The organism is Streptomyces sp. NPDC038707 (assembly GCF_040636485.1).
In the GTDB taxonomy this organism is placed as follows: Bacteria; Actinomycetota; Actinomycetes; order Streptomycetales; family Streptomycetaceae; genus Streptomyces.
Genome location: NZ_JBEZUP010000019.1, coordinates 115,058 through 132,589, shown reverse-complemented (window position 1 = coordinate 132,589; position 17,532 = coordinate 115,058). Strand labels below are relative to the sequence as shown.

Here is a 17,532-nt window from a genome sequence, read left to right as displayed (position 1 = left end):
GCCCGGTTACATTCCGAACCCGGAAGCTAAGCCTCACAGCGCCGATGGTACTGCAGGGGGGACCCTGTGGGAGAGTAGGACGCCGCCGAACAATTTTTGGGGAAACCCCCGCACCTTCAGGTGCGGGGGTTTTCTGTTTTCCGGGGTCGATTAGGGTCTACGGCATGCGCTACGACCTCGTCATCTTCGACAACGACGGCGTCCTCGTGGACAGCGAGCCGATGTCCAACCGGCTCCTGGCCGCGTATCTCACCGAGCTGGGACACCCGACGTCGTACGAGGACTCCATCCGGGACTACATGGGTTCGGCCATGCACCGCGTCCACGATCTGGTGCTGGAGCGCACGGGCCGGCGGCTGCCGGAGGATTTCGACGAGGTCTTCCACGCGCGGGTGTTCGCCGCGTTCGAGCGGGAGCTGCGGCCCGTGCCCGGCGTGACGGACGTACTGGAGAAGCTGGCCGCGGACGGCGTGCCGTACTGCGTGGCCTCCTCGGGGAGCCATGAGCGGATACGCGTGGGACACCGCACGACGGGGCTCGACCGGTGGTTCACCGACGAGCGGATCTTCAGCGCGGACGACGTCGGACGGGGCAAGCCGGCGCCGGACCTGTTCCTGCACGCGGCCGAGCGGATGGGGGTGGCGCCCGGGCGGTGCGTGGTCGTGGAGGACTCCCCGCCGGGCGTCCAGGCCGCCGTGGCGGCCGGGATGGACGTCTACGGGTTCACCGCGATGACACCGGCGGAGCGGCTCGTGGGCGCCGGGCACCTCTTCTCGTGCATGGAGGAGCTGCCCGATCTGCTGAGGTGATCCCCGTCGGCGGACCGGGCTGACATTTGTCACCCGCACCTCCGGACGATCGTTTCTACCGCCGGACCCCGCCCGGCGGCGAAGCTGAGGGCATGACGAAGACCACGGGGAACCAGGGCGGCAGGCCCAGCGTGCTGGACAACTTCAAGCCACTGCTCATCGATGTCGCGGTGCCGCTCGGCTCGTACTACCTCTTCAAGGAAGCCTTCGGGATGAGCACCTTCGCGGCGCTCGCCTGGAGCAGCGTCGTACCCGCGGTGCGGACCGTGTGGGGGGTGGTCAAGGAGCGCCGTACCAACGCGCTGGCCGCCCTGATCCTCGTCGTCAACGTCGTCTCGCTGCTGCTGAGTTTCGTCTCCGGGGACCCGCGGCTGATGCTCGCCAAGGACAGCGGGGTCAGCAGCACGGTGGCCATCGGCATTCTGGTCTCCGTCCGGCTGGGGAAGCCGATGATGACCGAGGGCATGAAGCCCTTCCTCGTGAAGGGCGACCCGGCCAGGGAAGCCGCCTTCCAGCGGCTGGTGTCCGGGACCGCGGCCGGCTCCGCCGCCTTCCGGCGCAAGGAGCGGGTGTTCTCCGTGGTGTGGGGACTGGTCCTGCTGGCCGAGTGCGTGGTGCGGATCGTGGGTGCCTACACCGTTCCGGTGGACACCATGGTGTGGCTGGGCTCCGTGATCATGGTCGCGTGGATGGCGATCGGGTTCCTGGTCAGTGGGGGACTGGCCGCCGGCCCGATGGAGCACATGCTCACGGCCGAGGCTGCGGCCGGCCGGGACGAGCGGCCGGCGGTGGCCGCAGCCGCCTGACCGCCTGACCGCCTGACCGCCGGACGGGCGGAGGGCCGTGAGGCCGTGGGACGGGTGGAGTTGAGGGAAATTCACCTTTGGCTGGATCTACCCACAGGTAGCCCGGGGCCCTACCCTCGCCGCCATGACTGATGTGCTGCGGCGCGGCAGGGCCTCGCTGGCGTTCGCCTTCTTCGCGCAGGGCGCCGCCTTCGCGCTGCTGGTGACGCGCATCCCGGCGGTCCAGGACCGGTACGGCGTCTCCGACGCGCTGCTGCCGGTCTTCCTGGCCGCCGTGCCGGTCCTCGCCGGGGCCGGCAGCGTGGCCGCCGAGCGGCTGGTGAAGCGGGTGCCGCCGAGCCGGGTGCTGCGCTGGTCCCAGCCGGTGGTGCTGCTGGCCCTGCTCGGCGCCGGGGCGGGCGGGGCCGGGCAGGTGGCCGCGCTGGCGGTGGCGCTCAGCGTCTTCGGGCTGGCGGTGGGCGCGCTGGACGCGTCCATGAACATGCTCGGCGTCAGCCTCCAGCGGTCCTACGGGCGCAGCATCATGCTCGGCTTCCACGCCGTCTACAGCCTGGGCGGGATCGTCGGCGCCTCGCTGGCCTGGGCCGGGGCGCACTGGCAGCTCGCGCTGTGGGTGTCGTACCTGCCGGTGGTGGCCGTGCTGCTGCCGGCGGCGCTGCTGGGCAGCCGGTGGTACGTCGACGGGGAACCGGCGCCGGCGGCGGACGTCCGGGCGGGCGGCGGGGTCGGCTTCAAGGGGCTGTTGCCGCTGTGTCTGGTGATGACCTTCGCCTACATCGGGGACTCGACCGTCTCCAACTGGAGCGCGAAGTACCTGAAGGACGTGCTGGGCGGTTCGGAGCAGCTGGCGACCGTGCCGTACAACGTGTACATGATCACCACGCTGGCCGGGCGGGCCGTGGGGGACCTCGGGGTGCGGCGGTTCGGGGCGGCGGCGGTCGTCCGGCTCGGGGCGCTGGTCGCGGCCGGCGGGTTCGCGGTGGTGGCGCTGGCGCCCGGCGCGTGGGTGGGCATGCTCGGGTTCACGCTGCTGGGGCTGGGACTGTGCGTGCTGGTGCCGCAGACCTTCGCGGCGGCCGGCCGGCTCGCCTTCGAACAGCGCGGCCCCGGCGCCTCGGACGCGGCGATCGCCCGGCTGAACATCTTCAACTACGTGGGTTTCCTGATCGGTTCGCCCCTGGTGGGCGCCCTGGGGGACGCCTGGAGCTACCGGGGCGCCATGCTCGTGCCGATGGTGTTGGTGCTGGTGACCCTGGGGTACGCCAGGTCGTTCGCGGCTCGGCCGGACAGATACGGTGGCGGGCATGAGCGGCCGCGCACAGCTGATGTGGGACGAGGCAGTAACGGGCTATGACTTCGGCCCGACCCATCCGATGGATCCGGTCCGGCTGGAGCTGACCCGACGGCTGGTCGGCGCCTTCGGGCTCGACCGGGAACTGGCGGTCGTCGCGGCCAGACCGGCCGGTGAGTCGACGCTCCGGCTGGTCCACCGGGAGGACTACATCGACGCCGTGAAGGCCGCGTCGGCGAATCCGGCGGGGGCGGACGGGTCGTACGGGCTCGGCACGCTCGACGATCCGGCGTTCGCCGGCATGCACGAGGTGTCCGCGCTGATCGCGGGCCAGTCGGTGGGGGCGGCCGAGGCGGTGTGGCGGGGGGACGCCGAGCACGCGGTGAACTTCGCGGGCGGGCTGCACCACGCGATGCCGGGCGGCGCGTCGGGGTTCTGCGTGTACAACGACGCGGCGCTCGCCATCGCGCGGCTGCTGGAACTGGGCGCCGAGCGGGTCGCCTACGTGGACGTGGACGTGCACCACGGGGACGGGGTGCAGGCCGCGTTCTGGGAGGACCCGCGGGTGCTGACGATCTCGCTGCACGAGCATCCCGGCACGCTGTTCCCGGGCACCGGGTGGCCGCAGGAGACGGGCGCGGGCGCGGCGGAGGGCACCGCGGTGAACGTGGCGCTGCCCGCCGGTACGGGGGACGCGGGGTGGCTGCGGGCGTTCCACGCGGTGGTGCCGGAGCTGCTCGCCGGGTTCCGGCCGCAGGTCCTGGTCTCCCAGCACGGCGCCGACACCCACTTCGAGGACCCGCTCGCCCACCTGGCCGTCTCGCTGGACGCGCAGCGGGCCGTGCAGCTGGCGTGCCACGAGCTGGCGCACGCGTACGCGGACGGCAAGTGGGTGGCCCTCGGCGGGGGCGGATACGCGGTCGTGGACGTCGTACCGCGCTCCTGGACGCACCTGGTGGCGATCGCGGCGGACCGGCCGGTGGCGCCGGAGACGGTGATCCCCGAGGGCTGGCGGCAGGACGTGTTCGCCCGGACCCGGCAGCCGGCACCGCGGCGCATGACGGACGGGCGGTGGCCGGTGTCGTACGACGACTGGGAGGCGGGCTACGACCCCGCCGACCGGCTCGACCAGGCCGTGCTGGCGACCCGCCGGGCCGCGTTCCCCCTGCGGGGCCTGCTGCCGTAGCGGGAGCGGGGACGCCCACTGCCCCAGCGCACCGGCCCGGTGGGCCCACTGCCGGACCGCCCGGCCCGAGGACGCCGGTCGCCGTGGCGCCGGTCGTGGGCAGTCGGCGCCGCGGCGCGCCCCGGGAGGAGCCCTGCCGTGCCCCGGCCGTCCCGCCCGTCCCCTCTGCCGTACCGGTCGGTGGTCATAGCGGTTCGTTGGGCCATTCGCGCGAATACCGCCGTTTCCGCCCCGGTCCCGCCGTCGGTGGGTCACCATCGCATCCGTGTCGTCCCCCGCCCGCCTCCGTGCCCACCTGGTGGCCTCCCGGCTGGCCGGGGTGGTGGCCACCCCGCGGGAGGAAAGCCTGCGCAGTTACCGGCTGTTCGCGGCCCGGGATCCGCGGGTGCTGATCGGAATCGATCCCGAGGGCGCCTGGGAGTTCCCCGATCTGCTCGCCCTGATGGCGCGGAAGTGCGGGGTCTCGGCCGACCCGGATCACACGAGCGGGCCCGACGTGATCGATCCGGAACGGACGCTCGCCGCGCTGGACGCCTTCGCCGGGCGGCTCCGGGAGGCGGCCCGGCGGGGCGCGCCCGTGCTGCTGGGCACCGGGCACCCCGGGCGGCTGCTCGGGTTCTACGCCGGTCTGGCGGACGCCTTGTCGGCGGCGGGATGTGAGATCCTCACCCCCGCGCAGGGTCGCTGTGTCGACATATTGACCCGGTTCGGTCTACGTCCCCACCGCCTCGACTACGTACGAGGGGTTGCCCTGATGCGGGAACCAGCGAGCGGGCGCCCCGGTTGTGAGCCGGGTGCCCACACCCACTCGCCGCTGCCGGTTCGGGTCGCGCTGGAGGCCGCCGCACAGGCCGGCGGGCCCCTGCCCGAGCTGGTCGTCGGCGATCACGGATGGATCTGCGGCGCTGGTCAGCTGGGGTTCGAGGCCATCGGGCCGGCCGACACCGACGACCCCGCGCCGTTCGTCGGCGAGGCCGAGGGACGGGTGGCCGTCGCCGTTCCGCTTGATGACGCAGTGCGGTCTGGTCACTACCGGCCGCTGACCCGCTACGTGCTCAATCGGGCGTGTCTGTCACAGTAGGCCGCCGGTGGGTGCACCTCTTCCCCACTCGCATCACCCGCCCCTAGTCTGGGGAGTGAGCACGCAACGACGAAGAGTCACCGGAAGGGGAAGCCGGTGGCCGTCGAGTGCGGAAGGTTCAGGTGTGTCATGGCTGCAGCTGGCGAGAGGCCTCTGAACGAGGTTCAGTTCCTTACCGTGGCGGAAGTCGCCTCGGTGATGCGAGTGTCCAAGATGACCGTGTACCGCCTGGTGCACAGCGGTCATCTGCCCGCGATCCGGGTGGGGCGGTCCTTCCGCGTCCCCGAACAAGCGGTACACGAGTACCTCCGCGACAGCTATGTGGGGGTGGAGACGGCCTGACGGTTTCCCCCGGGTGACCGGGGGAGACCCCCTCGATTACGACCTCGGCGCTCGGTTGGGTAGGCTAGCCCCTCGTAGGTCGTGTGGGCCCATGGCGCCCAAACAACCGAGTGATGAGAAGTGAGCGAGGGTAGTCGTGGGCTCTGTTATCAAGAAGCGGCGCAAGCGGATGGCCAAGAAGAAGCACCGCAAGCTGCTCAAGCGCACGCGCGTTCAGCGTCGCAACAAGAAGTAAGCGGTCCCCGCGCGAGCGGGGTGTCCGTGAGCGACGCCGCGAGAGCGTGGCACCTGTGGCCCCCCACCAGCAGTGGTGGGGGGCCACAGGCATGTCGCGGGCCGGTGCCGGCGGGGCAGCCGGAGGGGGAACGCCAGGGGAGCCGACGGGAGAACGGCGTGGGGAGCCGACGGGGGAAAATCCGTCCCCCGCGCATCGCGGGTCCTCACACGGCACCGGCGACCGGCTAGGTTGGCCGCACAGGGGAACGCGGGACACCGGTCACGCGGGAAGGAGGCGGCGATCGTGGGAAGGGTCGTGCTCGTCACCGGAGTGGCCCGGCAGCTCGGCGGCCGGTTCGTGCGGCGGATCCAGCGGGACCCGGAGGTGGACCGGGTGATCGCCGTGGACGCGGTGCCGCCGGAGCACCACCTGGGCGGCGCCGACTTCGTGCAGACCGACATCCGGCAGCCGGCCATCGCCCGCGTGCTCGCCGAGACGGGCGCCGACACGGTCGTCCACCTGGACGTGACCGGTACCGCGCTGGGCGGCGGCAGCCGGGCCACGGTCAAGGAGACCAACGTCATCGGCACCATGCAACTGCTCGGCGCCTGCCAGAAGTCACCGGCCGTGCGCCGGCTGGTGGTGAAGTCCAGCACGAACGTCTACGGCTCGGCGCCGCGCGATCCGGCCGTGTTCACCGAGACGACCCCGCCCAAGTCGCTGCCCAGCGGCGGCTTCGCCAAGGACGCCGTCGAGGTCGAGGGGTACGTGCGCGGGTTCGCGCGGCGCCGGCCGGACGTCGCCGTGTGCGTGCTGCGGTTCGCCAACATCCTCGGCCCGACCGTGGAGACCCCGCTCGCCTCCTACTTCTCGCTGCCCGTCCTGCCGACCGTGTTCGGCTACGACCCGCGGCTGCAGTTCGTGCACGAGGACGACGTGATCGAGGTGCTGCGGATCGCCTCGCACGAGCCGCGCCGGGGCAGCCTCAACAGCGGCACCTTCAACATCGCCGGCGACGGCGCGCTGCTGCTCTCGCAGTGCTCCCGGCGGCTGGGCCGGCCCACCGTGCCGCTGCTGCTGCCCGCGGTCACCTGGGCCGGTTCCCTGGTGCGTACGCTCGGTATGACGGACTTCTCGCCGGAGCAGATCCGGCTGCTCACCCACGGGCGGGTGGTGGACACCGGCCAGATGCGCGAGACGCTGGGCTTCACCCCCCGCTACACGACGGCCGGGACGTTCGCGGACTTCGCGCGCGGCCTGGGCCCGGGGCTGCTGCCGCCGGAACGTCTCGCCGGGGCGGTCGACCGGGTCGCCGCGCTGTCCGCGAGGGCGGCCGGCCACCCCCAGACGCACAGCGCCAACTGAGGAGCGGCAACGATGGCGGACGCCAAGGTCATTCCGTTCGACGACGACCGGTCCCGGGGGAGCGCCGCACAGCGCCAGGCGCGGCGCCGTGGCGGGGGCGGGCGGCGCGGCCCGCTCGGGGAGCCGGGCGAGAGGGGCGCGGTGCAGCCGCTGCCGGGCCGCGAGTGGGCGGGGGAGGAGGAGCCGGTGGAACCTCCGGAGGACGACACGGGCGGTGGCCTGGAGCGGCGGGTGGCGGCCGGGCTGGCCTTCCTGCGGCGCCGGCTCACCGGGGACTACGAGGTCGACGACTTCGGCTACGACGAGGAGCTGACCGACCAGGTCCTGATGTCGCTGCTGCGGCCGGTGTACGAGAAGTACTTCCGGGTCGAGGTGAAGGGCATCGAGAACATCCCGGCCGAGGGCGGCGCGCTGATCGTCGCCAACCACTCCGGGACGCTGCCGCTGGACGGCCTGATGATGCAGGTGGCGGTGCACGACCACCATCCCGCCGGCCGGCATCTGCGGCTGCTGGCGGCCGACCTGGTCTTCGTGCTGCCGGTGGTCAACGAGCTGGCCCGCAAGCTGGGCCACACCCTGGCCTGCGCGGAGGACGCGGAACGGCTGCTGGGCCAGGGGGATCTGGTCGGGGTGATGCCGGAGGGCTTCAAGGGCATCGGGAAGCCCTTCGGCGAGCGCTACAAGCTCCAGCGGTTCGGCCGGGGCGGCTTCGTCTCCACGGCGCTGCGCCAGGGCGTGCCCATCGTCCCGTGCTCGATCGTCGGGGCGGAGGAGATCTACCCGATGATCGGCAACGCCAAGACGCTGGCCCGGGTGCTGGGCATCCCGTACTTCCCGCTGACGCCGACGTTTCCCTGGCTCGGTCCGCTGGGCGCGATCCCGCTGCCGACGAAGTGGACGATCCAGTTCGGCGAGCCGATCCCGACGGACGGCTATCCGCCGGAGGCCGCCGAGGACCCGATGCTGATGTTCAACCTGACCGACCAGGTGCGCGAGCAGATCCAGCACACGCTGTACAAGCTGCTGGTGCAGCGGCGGTCGGTGTTCTTCTGAGCGTCCTCGTGGGCAGGCGGGTACGGCCGCGGGGGCGTCCCTGCTCGGAAAGGGGCGCCCCCGCGGCCGTGGCCGTACCGGGCTAGTCCGTGTCCTCGCCCTCGATGCCGAGGCCGGGGAGCAGGTCCGGGATGAGCGGCGGGATGGTGACGTCCGGCTGGGCCGACGGCGACTTGCCGGCGGACGGGGAGCTGCCGGTGCTGCCGCTCTTCGGCGGGTCGAGCAGACCGCCGGTGCCGCCGCCGAGGAGTCCCTCGCCGCTGCTGCCGGTGGCGGGGGCGCTCGGTGCCTCCGTGCCGGTGTGCCCGCCGGGGGTCGGGGGGTTGCCGGTGGAGCCGGGCGGGGCCGGCCGGTGGGTGCCGGAGGAGCCGCTGGACGACGGGCCGGAGCCGCCCCGGTGTCTGCCCTCGCCGGGCCGGGCCGGCGGCTGCGGGAGCAGCGACTGCAGCGGGGCGACCTCTTCGTCTATGGCGTCGAAGACCGAGGACACCTCCTGTTTGACGTCGCCGAGCTGGACGGGCAGCTTGTCGCTGAGCGCGCTCCACGCCTCGCGGTGGGACCGGGAGAAGGCGGACAGTGCCTGGATGGGGCCCAGGGAGTCCGGGTCGGCCTCATAGGCCGCGTGCAGCAGCCGGTGGCCCTCGGTGACGTCGTGCCGCATCCCGGACAGGGTGCGGCGGATCTCGCCGATGGACTCGTGGTCCAGGTGGCCGCCCCGGCCGCGCTCGAGCAGTCGGCGGGCCTCGCCGAGCCGGGTGGAGGCCTGGTCGAGATAGGTCTGGCCGCGCTGGTCGTCGCCGTCGGTCAGGTAGTTGAGCTTGAAGTCCTCGATGCCGCGCTTCAGGCCGTACAGCGAGTCGCCGGGCAGGGCGTCGGAGCTGGCGGCGGCGACCCCGCCGAAGGCCCCGGCGGCCACGCCGACGCTGAGCCCGCCGGCGGCGAGCCCCTTGGTCAGCCTGGTGCGCGGGCGGAACTTGCCGAGCGGGCCCGCCCGGTGCGCGCCCTTCGCCCGCGGGGAACGCTGTTCCGGTACGGACGCGTCCGCCGCCCCGGTCCCCTCCTGGAGCATCGCCTCCATCGCGGCCACCAGCTGGGCCCGCTGGACGGCCTTGACCTCCGGGTCGAGCGTCGGCCGGGGCAGCGCGCCGAGTCCCGCCGCCAGGGCCAGCAGCTCGCCCTGTTCGGCCTGTTCCCCGGCGGTCGGCGGGGAACCCGCCGGGCCTTCGGACTGCTCGGCCGCCGTGTCCCGGTCGGACTGCTCCTCCAGGGCCTGGGCGAAGGCGTTCGCCCGCCGGTGCGCCGATACGTTCGCGATCACTGGCGGCACCTCCTCTCGTCATGACGGTCGACTCCCCAGGGGGTCCTGAGGGTGGCACGCCCACGGCCGGGTCCCCGGATCGGGTGATCGGGGACGGCCGGGACGTGACCACAGGGAGCCTGTATCCCGCACAACGACTGGCGCGGCACTTGGGTTACGGACGGCGGGCGGGCGGTTCGGAAAGACAACACGCTTTCACACAGCGTGAGTTGGTCGTAGCGCACCGTCGCCGCGGTCAGCGGGCGTCGTCCGGCAGCAGCCGGGCGAGGGTGCGTACGGCCCGGTACTGGAGGGTCTTGATGGCGCCCTCGTTCTTGCCCATGACGCGGGCGGTCTCGGCGACCGAGAGGCCCTGGAGGAAGCGGAGCGTCACGCACTCCTGCTGCTGCGGGTTGAGCCGCCGCACCGCGTCGAGCAGGGCGGCGTTGGACAGGGACTCCAGGACGGAGTCCTCCGGGGAGCGCTCGACCTCGTTGGCGTCGAGCATCTCGCCGGTGGTGACCTCCAGCCGGAAGCGGCTGGACTTGAAGTGGTCGGCGACCAGGTTCCGGGCGATGGTGACCAGCCAGGCGCCGAAGTCGCGGCCCTGCCAGGTGAACGTGCCGATCCTGCGCAGGGCCCGCAGAAAGGTCTCGCTGGTGAGGTCCTCGGCGGTGGCCCGGCCGCCCACGCGGTAGTAGATGTACCGGTAGACGGTGTCGCTGTACTGGTCGTAGAGGCGCCCGAAGGCCTCGGCCTCGCCGGACTGGGCGCGTTCGACGAGGTCCATCATGCGGGCGCTGTCACTGTCGGCGGCCGGCCGGCGGGCGGTGGCCGGGCCGGTGGCACGCCCCCGTCTGCCGACGGCGGCGCCGCCGTCGGCCAGTGCGTAGCACGGGCCCGCGGGCGCGGCGGCTGCGAAGGCGGGGACGGCGTACGCGGTGGGGACGAAGCCGCGCAGTGTTTCCTTGACCGTCGCGACCGTTGCGCGCAGCGTAGCCAGGCCCGAGGCGTCAACCCCGACGTGTGGGTACACGGGACTCCCAGAGGCAGAGCTTCCATCACGTGCAGTGCGGGACCATTCACCCGTCGTAGCGACGGAGGGGTACCGGTTTGCGTCTGAGGAGAATAACGCTTCGTACAGGCGCTGCTACACCGAGTTGCTCAAATCATCGATTGCGTCGCTTCTATGACTGTTTGATGCCGGGTCAAGTTCATGAACTTGATCGGTTGTTGAACGAAAAGAGACGTGTTTCGGTGAAGTAGGGGGCGGGTTGAAATGACCGCGGCATCATCGTGCGCGCGGACGGGAGTACGGGGGACGGGAGTACGGGAGTCCGGGACCGGCCCGCGCTACCGGCGCCGCCGGCTCAGCGCGATGGCGGCCGCGGTGCCGCCGGCGACCGCGCCGACCCCCGCCGCCGCCGGGATGCCGACCTTCGCCGCCTTGCGGCCGGTGCGGTAGTCCCGCAGCCGCCAGTCCTGCTCGCGGGCGTGCCGGCGCAGCTTGGCGTCCGGGTTGATGGCGTAGGGGTGGCCGACCAGGGACAGCATCGGGATGTCGTTGTGGCTGTCGCTGTAGGCCGCGCAGCGGGAGAGGTCCAGCCCCTCGGCGGCGGCCAGCGCGCGCACCGCCTCCGCCTTGGCGGGCCCGTGCAGCGGCTCGCCGACCAGCCGGCCGGTGTAGACGCCGTCGACCGACTCCGCCACGGTGCCGAGGGCGCCGGTCAGGCCGAGGCGGCGCGCGATGACCTGGGCGATCTCCACCGGGGCCGCGGTGACCAGCCACACCTTCTGGCCCGCGTCCAGGTGGGCCTGGGCCAGGGCGCGGGTGCCCGGCCAGATGCGGTCGGCCATGTACTCGTCGTAGATCTCCTCGCCGATGGACTCCAGCTCGGCGACCCGGTGGCCCTTGACGATCGAAAGCGCCGAGTCGCGGGCGTCCTGCATGTGCTCGGGGTCCTCGACGCCGGCCAGCCGGAACCAGGCCTGCTGCCAGGCGAACCGGGCCAGGTCGCGGGTCTCGAAGAACTTCCGCTTGTACAGCCCCCGGCCGAAGTGGAAGAGCGCGGCGCCCTGCATCACCGTGTTGTCCAGGTCGAAGAAGGCGGCGGCCCGGTCGTCGCCGATGACCGGGAACTCCGGTTCCTCGGGCGTGGCGGTCTCCTGCGAGGACTTGCGGGCGGCCTCCGCCGAGGCCTCGCCTGCCAACACGCTCCGCGCCGTGGCGGAGCGCCTACGGGGAGTGAGCCATCCGAGAGCGGCCATGACGCGAGCATAGCCACTGTGTCCGAAGGTTCCGGAGTCGAGAGGTTGGCGAGGTGTGAACGCCGGGCGACGGGGTCGCCGGGGGCGCGAGAATGGCCGGTATGAGTCCGATCTTCCGACGCAAGGCAGAGCCGCGAGCGCGGCTGGTGACCCTGATCCGCAAGCCCGGCTGCCATCTGTGCGACGACGCACAGACGGTGGTCGAGAAGGTGTGCGGCGACCTCGGGGTGCCGTGGGAGCCGAAGGACATCACGGAGGACCAGGCCCTCCACGACCGCTACTGGGAGCAGATCCCCGTGGTTCTGGTCGACGGCGAACAGCACACCTTCTGGCGCGTGAACGAGGAGCGGCTGCGCCGGGCACTGACCGACTAGTCCAAACTGGCCGGAAAGTCGCTTAGGATCGACGGCGGTTTGGTCTCGGGGGCGGGATTCGTGAGGAGTGTGTGCGGTTTTGCCCCCAGTAACGAAGGAACGGCGGTACGTGCGCGCCGGTTCCCGCTCCGGGCGTGAAACCGGCGTGACCCCGGTCACTTCTGCCGGGCAAATCGGACACAATCTTTGTGCACGCGTTCACAAAGACATAGCCTGCTGTCGACGGGGCGGTCTGGGGACGTATGACCGCCTACAGCCCCGCTCTACCCGCAGGAGCACCGTGGCAACTGGCCGAACACACCGACCGGCGACCCGTAGCCGAGGGATTCCCGAGGCCACCGTCGCCCGGCTTCCGCTGTACCTCCGAGCCCTGACCGCTCTGTCGGAGCGCTCGGTCCCCACGGTCTCCTCCGAGGAGCTGGCCGCGGCGGCGGGAGTCAACTCCGCCAAGCTGCGCAAGGACTTCTCGTACCTGGGCTCCTACGGAACGCGCGGTGTCGGCTACGACGTGGAGTATCTCGTCTACCAGATCTCCCGTGAACTCGGCCTCACCCAGGACTGGCCGGTTGTCATCGTCGGCATCGGCAACCTCGGCGCCGCCCTGGCCAACTACGGCGGGTTCGCCTCCCGTGGTTTCCGGGTCGCCGCGCTGATCGACGCCGACCCCGCGATGGCCGGCAAGCCGGTCGCGGGCATCCCGGTGCAGCACACCGACGAGCTCGAGAAGATCATCAAGGACAACGGGGTCTCCATCGGTGTGATCGCCACCCCGGCGGGCGCCGCCCAGCAGGTCTGCGACCGGCTCGTGGCCGCCGGCGTGACCTCCATCCTGAACTTCGCGCCGACCGTGCTGACCGTCCCGGACGGCGTGGACGTGCGCAAGGTCGACCTCTCCATCGAGCTGCAGATCCTCGCCTTCCACGAGCAGCGCAAGGCCGGCGAGGAGACCCCCGCGGGCGACGGCGCCGTGCCCGCCGCCGCTCCCCGGGCGACCTCCGCCGACCAGGGACCCGACGGGGACGTCCCCGCCGTGATGCCGGCATGAGCCTCCTCGTCGTAGGCCTCAGCCACCGCAGTGCCCCGGTCAGCGTGCTGGAGCGGGCCGCGCTGAGCGCGGACGCCCAGACCAAGCTGGTCCAGGACACGGTCGCCGCCGAGCCCGCCACCGAGGCCGCGGTGCTCGCCACCTGCAACCGCATCGAGCTGTACGCCGACGTGGACAAGTTCCACGCCGGTGTCGCCGAGCTGTCCACGCTGCTCGCCCGGCACAGCGGGGTCGGCCTCGAGGAACTGACGCCGTACCTCTACGTGCACTACGAGGACCGGGCCGTCCACCACCTGTTCTCGGTGGCCTGCGGGCTGGACTCGATGGTCGTCGGCGAGGGCCAGATCCTCGGCCAGATCAAGGACTCCCTGGCCCGTGCCCAGGAGCTGCACACCGCCGGCAAGCTGCTGAACGACCTGTTCCAGCAGGCCCTGCGGGTCGGCAAGCGCGCCCACTCCGAGACCGGCATCGACCGGGCCGGCCAGTCCCTGGTGACCTTCGGCCTGGAGCAGCTGGCCGTGGGCACGGACGTACCCGGCTGGGCCAAGGGCAAGAAGGCCCTGGTCATCGGCGCCGGATCGATGTCGTCCCTGGCCGCCGCCACGCTGGCGCGCGCCGGGGTCGCCGAGGTCGTCGTCGCCAACCGCACCTTCGAGCGCGCCGAGCGGCTCGCCCGGATCCTCACCGAGGCCGACGACAGCGCGGTGGCCGCCCGCGCGGTGCCCATGGACGCCGTAGGCGACGAACTGGGACGTGCCGACATCGTCGTCTCCTGTACCGGGGCGACGGGCCTGGTGCTCACGGCGGAGGCGGTCGCGCACGCGGTCGAGGGCCGCACCGGGCACCCCGCCGCCGACACCGGTGCCCCGGCCGCCAGGCCCGCGGCCCCGCAGCGCCACACCGGCCTCGGTGCCGACGACAACTGCCCGCTGGACCTGGCCGCCGTACAGCCCGGCTTCTCCCTCATGGGCGAGGCCGCCGTGGCCGGCATGGACGCGGCCACGCTGGAGCAGCACGCGGCCTGGGTCGCGGGCGGCAGCACGGCCGACCGCCGGGAGCGGCGCAGCCCCGAGGCGGACGCCGAGCTGATCACGGCGCTCGCCGCGACCGCCGCCACCGTGGGCCGGATCCCCGAGCGGCGCAAGCCGGAGCCGGTGGCCGAGCGCCCCGCTCCCTTCTTCTTCCTGCTCGACCTGGCCATGCCCCGCGACATCGACGCGGCCGTGCACCGGCTGGCCGGGGTCCGCCTGGTGGACATCGAGTCGCTCGCGGAGGCCTCCGCCGACGCGCCGATGGCCGCCGACGTGGACCAGGTCCGGCGCATCGTCGCCGACGAGGTCGCCGCCTTCGGCGCGGCCCTGCGGGCGGCGCACATCACGCCGACCGTGGTCGCGCTGCGCACCATGGCCGCCGACGTCGTCGCCGGCGAGCTGGCCCGCCTCCACGGCCGCCTGCCCGACCTGGACGAACGCCAGCGCGGCGAGATCCGGCAGACCGTGCACCGGGTCGTCGACAAGCTGCTGCACGCGCCGACCGTACGGGTCAAGCAGCTCGCGGCCGAGCCCGGCGGCGCCGGGTACGCGGACGCGCTGCGCACCCTGTTCGACCTCGACTCCGAGACGGCCGCAGCCGTCTCCGGGGCCGGGAACAGCACGCGGAACAAGAACCGAGGGCCAGCATGAGTGAGAAGGCACTGCGGCTGGGGACCAGGCGGAGCACACTCGCCATGGCCCAGTCCGGTCAGGTGGCCGAGACCGTCCGCGAGGTGACCGGCCGGCCCGTCGAGCTGGTCGAGATCACCACGTACGGCGACGTGTCGCGGGAGGCGCTGGCGCGGATCGGCGGCACCGGTGTGTTCGTCACCGCGCTGCGGGACGCGCTGCTCAAGGGCGAGGTCGACTTCGCGGTTCATTCGCTCAAGGACCTCCCGACCGCGCAGCCCGAGGAGCTGGTCCTGGCCGCCGTACCGGTGCGCGAGGACCCGCGGGACGTCATCGTCGCGCGCGACGCGCTGAAGTTCACCGACCTGCCGCGCGGCGCCCGCATCGGCACCGGTGCGCCGCGCCGCATGGCGCAGCTGAACGCGTACGCCCGCGCGCACGGACTGGACATCGAGACGGTCCCGATCCGCGGCAACGTCGACACCCGCATCGGGTACGTCCGCGACGGCGAGCTGGACGCGGTCGTGCTGGCCGCCGCCGGCCTGAACCGGATCGGCCGCGTCGACGAGGTGACCGACTTCCTGTCGGTCGACACGATTCTGCCCGCCCCCGGCCAGGGGGCCCTGGCGATCGAGTGCGCCGCGGACAACGCGGACCTGATCGCCGTGCTCGGTGCGCTGGACGACCCGTACACGCGGGCCGCCGTCACCGCCGAGCGGTCACTGCTCGCCGCCCTGGAGGCCGGCTGCAGCGCACCCGTGGGGGCGCTGGCCGACCTTCTGGTTGACGGGCAGTTTGTCAAGGAAATGCGCCTGCGCGGCGTCGTCGGCACGACCGACGGCACCCGCATGGTGCAGCTGTCCACCACCGGTCCCGTGCCCCAGACGCACGACCAGGCGTGGGCACTCGGTCGCGACCTCGCCACCGAGATGCTCGCCCAGGGTGCGGCCGGTCTGATGGGGGAGCGAGCACATTGAGCCCCACCGCCCTTCCTGCCGCCGGTCCGGAACACGGGCACGTCACCTTCCTAGGTGCCGGACCCGGGGATCCGGGACTGCTGACTCTGCGCGCCGTGGAGGCGCTGTCGAACGCGGACGTCCTGGTCGCCGAGCACGAGGTGCTCGACGTCATCCGGACGCACGCCCGACAGGGCGTCTCCGTCGTGCAGACGGACGCCGATCCCTCTTCGGTCTCGCCGCCGGGCACGGGCACGCCCCAGCTGACGGTAGTTGACGGCACGTCAACACCCGCCGCTGTCCCGGGTGCTGCCCGGGATGCCGCTCATCTTGTCATGGAGGCCGCGCGCGGCGGCAGGCGGGTCGTCCGTGCGGTGTCGGGGGACCCGGGACTGGACACGTACGCGGCGGAGGAGATGCTCGCGTGCGCCGCCGCCGGGGTGCCCTTCGAGGTCGTCCCCGGGGTCGCGGCGGCGGTCGGTGTGCCCGCGTACGCCGGTGTGCCGCTGCGCGACGCCGACGGCGCGGACGTCCGGTTCGTGGACGCCCGCACCGCCTCCGAGCGGTGCTGGTCCGAGGTCGGCGCCTCCGACAGCACGCTGGTCGTCTCCACGACGCTGGACTCGGTGGCCGCCGCGGCGGCCGAGCTGGTCTCGGCGGGCCGCAAGCCGGACACCCCGCTGTCCGTGACGGTCGCCGGTACGACGACCCGCCAGCGCACCTGGACGGCGACGCTCGGCACGATCGCGCAGACGCTGAAGCAGGCCAAGGTGCTGCCGTCGCCGGACGGCGGCCGGCCGGTGATAGCCGTGGTCGGCGAGCGGTCCGCCGCGGCCCGGCGCGAGCAGCTGTCGTGGTTCGAGTCCAAGCCGCTGTTCGGCTGGAAGGTGCTCGTGCCGCGCACCAAGGAGCAGGCGGCCTCGCTCTCCGACCAGCTGCGCTCCTACGGCGCGGTGCCGCACGAGGTGCCGACGATCGCGGTGGAGCCGCCGCGCACCCCGCAGCAGATGGAGCGGGCGGTCAAGGGCCTGGTCACCGGCCGGTACGAGTGGATCGCGTTCACGTCGGTCAACGCGGTCAGGGCGGTCCGGGAGAAGTTCGAGGAGTACGGCCTCGACGCCCGTGCCTTCGCGGGCATCAAGGTGGCCGCGGTGGGCGAGCAGACCGCCAAGGCGCTGATCGCCTTCGGCGTGAAGCCGGACCTGGTGCCGAGCGGCGAGCAGTCGGCGGCCGGCCTCCTGGAGGACTGGCCCCCCTACGACCCGGTGTTCGACCCGATCGACCGGGTCTTCCTGCCGCGCGCCGACATCGCCACCGAGACCCTGGTGGCCGGACTGATCGACCTGGGCTGGGAGGTGGACGACGTCACGGCCTACCGCACCGTGCGCGCCTCGCCGCCGCCGGCGGAGACCCGTGAGGCGATCAAGGGCGGCGGCTTCGACGCGGTCCTGTTCACCTCCTCCTCCACGGTCCGCAACCTGGTCGGCATCGCGGGCAAGCCGCACAACGTGACGGTGATCGCCTGCATCGGCCCGGCCACCGCCAAGACCGCCGAGGAACACGGCCTGCGCGTCGACGTGATGGCCCCCGAGCCGTCCGTCCACAAGCTGGCGGAGGCCCTGGCCGACTTCGGCATGCGGCGCAGGGCGGCGGCCCTGGAGGCGGGCGACCCGGTGACGCGGCCGAGCGAACGGCGGCCGGGCGCGCGCAGGCGCCGGTCGACGACCTGAGACGGGGCGGAGCGCACCTCTTCGGTGCGCTCCGCCCTGTTCGTCGTAACG

General features: G+C 72.7%; 17 protein-coding genes and 1 rRNA gene. 15 read left to right on the top strand and 3 right to left on the bottom strand.

Annotation, left to right across the window (positions count from 1 at the left end; translation table 11 throughout):
• The 10 genes from rrf to AB0E62_RS25025 all read left to right on the top strand — a co-directional run.
• Positions 1 to 91, top strand: a 5S ribosomal RNA gene (gene rrf, locus AB0E62_RS25070); the annotation flags it as partial.
• Between the two features lie 73 nt (positions 92 to 164).
• A complete protein-coding gene (locus AB0E62_RS25065; RefSeq protein ID WP_362197900.1) occupies positions 165 to 809 on the top strand; it encodes an HAD family hydrolase in 645 nt (214 codons plus the stop codon).
• 92 nt (positions 810 to 901) lie between these two features.
• Positions 902 to 1,615: a VC0807 family protein gene (locus AB0E62_RS25060; RefSeq protein WP_362197897.1), complete on the top strand. Its 714-nt coding sequence runs from the start codon at positions 902 to 904 to the stop codon at positions 1,613 to 1,615.
• Positions 1,616 to 1,739: 124 nt separating this feature from the next.
• Positions 1,740 to 2,969, top strand: coding sequence for an MFS transporter (locus AB0E62_RS25055; RefSeq protein ID WP_362197894.1), 1,230 nt, complete (start codon positions 1,740 to 1,742; stop codon positions 2,967 to 2,969).
• Positions 2,920 to 4,092, top strand: a complete 1,173-nt coding sequence (locus tag AB0E62_RS25050; RefSeq protein ID WP_362197891.1) for an acetoin utilization protein AcuC — start codon at positions 2,920 to 2,922, stop codon at positions 4,090 to 4,092. The genes AB0E62_RS25055 and AB0E62_RS25050 overlap by 50 nt, the downstream gene beginning before the upstream one ends.
• A gap of 265 nt (positions 4,093 to 4,357) precedes the next feature.
• Positions 4,358 to 5,173 carry a phosphatase gene (locus tag AB0E62_RS25045; protein ID WP_362197888.1) on the top strand — a complete coding sequence of 272 codons (816 nt, stop codon included), beginning with the start codon at positions 4,358 to 4,360 and terminating at the stop codon, positions 5,171 to 5,173.
• Between the two features lie 129 nt (positions 5,174 to 5,302).
• Positions 5,303 to 5,515: a helix-turn-helix domain-containing protein gene (locus AB0E62_RS25040; protein WP_121791081.1), complete on the top strand. Its 213-nt coding sequence runs from the start codon at positions 5,303 to 5,305 to the stop codon at positions 5,513 to 5,515.
• Positions 5,516 to 5,651: 136 nt separating this feature from the next.
• Positions 5,652 to 5,750, top strand: a complete 99-nt coding sequence (locus AB0E62_RS25035) for an AURKAIP1/COX24 domain-containing protein (RefSeq protein WP_003948845.1) — start codon at positions 5,652 to 5,654, stop codon at positions 5,748 to 5,750.
• Positions 5,751 to 6,035: 285 nt separating this feature from the next.
• Positions 6,036 to 7,097, top strand: coding sequence for an NAD-dependent epimerase/dehydratase family protein (locus AB0E62_RS25030; RefSeq protein ID WP_362197885.1), 1,062 nt, complete (start codon positions 6,036 to 6,038; stop codon positions 7,095 to 7,097).
• 12 nt (positions 7,098 to 7,109) lie between these two features.
• Complete coding sequence (locus AB0E62_RS25025; RefSeq protein WP_362197882.1) at positions 7,110 to 8,150, top strand: lysophospholipid acyltransferase family protein; 1,041 nt, start codon at positions 7,110 to 7,112, stop codon at positions 8,148 to 8,150.
• A gap of 82 nt (positions 8,151 to 8,232) precedes the next feature.
• On the opposite strand, the gene AB0E62_RS25020 is transcribed toward AB0E62_RS25025, so the two are convergent.
• The 3 genes from AB0E62_RS25020 to AB0E62_RS25010 form a co-directional block, all read right to left on the bottom strand.
• On the bottom strand, positions 8,233 to 9,468 hold the full coding sequence (locus AB0E62_RS25020) for a DUF5667 domain-containing protein (RefSeq protein ID WP_362197879.1): 1,236 nt from the start codon (positions 9,466 to 9,468) through the stop codon (positions 8,233 to 8,235).
• Positions 9,469 to 9,703: 235 nt separating this feature from the next.
• Positions 9,704 to 10,483, bottom strand: coding sequence for an ECF subfamily RNA polymerase sigma factor, BldN family (locus AB0E62_RS25015; protein WP_362197876.1), 780 nt, complete (start codon positions 10,481 to 10,483; stop codon positions 9,704 to 9,706).
• Between the two features lie 317 nt (positions 10,484 to 10,800).
• Complete coding sequence (locus tag AB0E62_RS25010; protein WP_362197873.1) at positions 10,801 to 11,715, bottom strand: HAD-IB family hydrolase; 915 nt, start codon at positions 11,713 to 11,715, stop codon at positions 10,801 to 10,803.
• 92 nt (positions 11,716 to 11,807) lie between these two features.
• On the opposite strand from AB0E62_RS25010, the gene AB0E62_RS25005 reads away from it, so the two are divergent.
• From AB0E62_RS25005 to AB0E62_RS24985, 5 genes are all read left to right on the top strand, one after another.
• Positions 11,808 to 12,089 (top strand): glutaredoxin family protein, encoded by a 282-nt coding sequence (locus tag AB0E62_RS25005; protein ID WP_362197870.1) that lies wholly within the window; start codon positions 11,808 to 11,810, stop codon positions 12,087 to 12,089.
• 280 nt (positions 12,090 to 12,369) lie between these two features.
• Positions 12,370 to 13,134, top strand: a complete 765-nt coding sequence (locus AB0E62_RS25000; protein WP_362197868.1) for a redox-sensing transcriptional repressor Rex — start codon at positions 12,370 to 12,372, stop codon at positions 13,132 to 13,134.
• Positions 13,131 to 14,816, top strand: a complete 1,686-nt coding sequence (locus AB0E62_RS24995; RefSeq protein ID WP_362197865.1) for a glutamyl-tRNA reductase — start codon at positions 13,131 to 13,133, stop codon at positions 14,814 to 14,816. Before AB0E62_RS25000 ends, AB0E62_RS24995 begins: the two co-directional genes overlap by 4 nt.
• Positions 14,813 to 15,772 carry a hydroxymethylbilane synthase gene (gene hemC, locus AB0E62_RS24990; RefSeq protein ID WP_362197862.1) on the top strand — a complete coding sequence of 320 codons (960 nt, stop codon included), beginning with the start codon at positions 14,813 to 14,815 and terminating at the stop codon, positions 15,770 to 15,772. Before AB0E62_RS24995 ends, hemC begins: the two co-directional genes overlap by 4 nt.
• Positions 15,769 to 17,481 carry a bifunctional uroporphyrinogen-III C-methyltransferase/uroporphyrinogen-III synthase gene (locus tag AB0E62_RS24985; protein ID WP_362197859.1) on the top strand — a complete coding sequence of 571 codons (1,713 nt, stop codon included), beginning with the start codon at positions 15,769 to 15,771 and terminating at the stop codon, positions 17,479 to 17,481. The genes hemC and AB0E62_RS24985 overlap by 4 nt, the downstream gene beginning before the upstream one ends.
• Positions 17,482 to 17,532 lie beyond the last annotated feature (51 nt).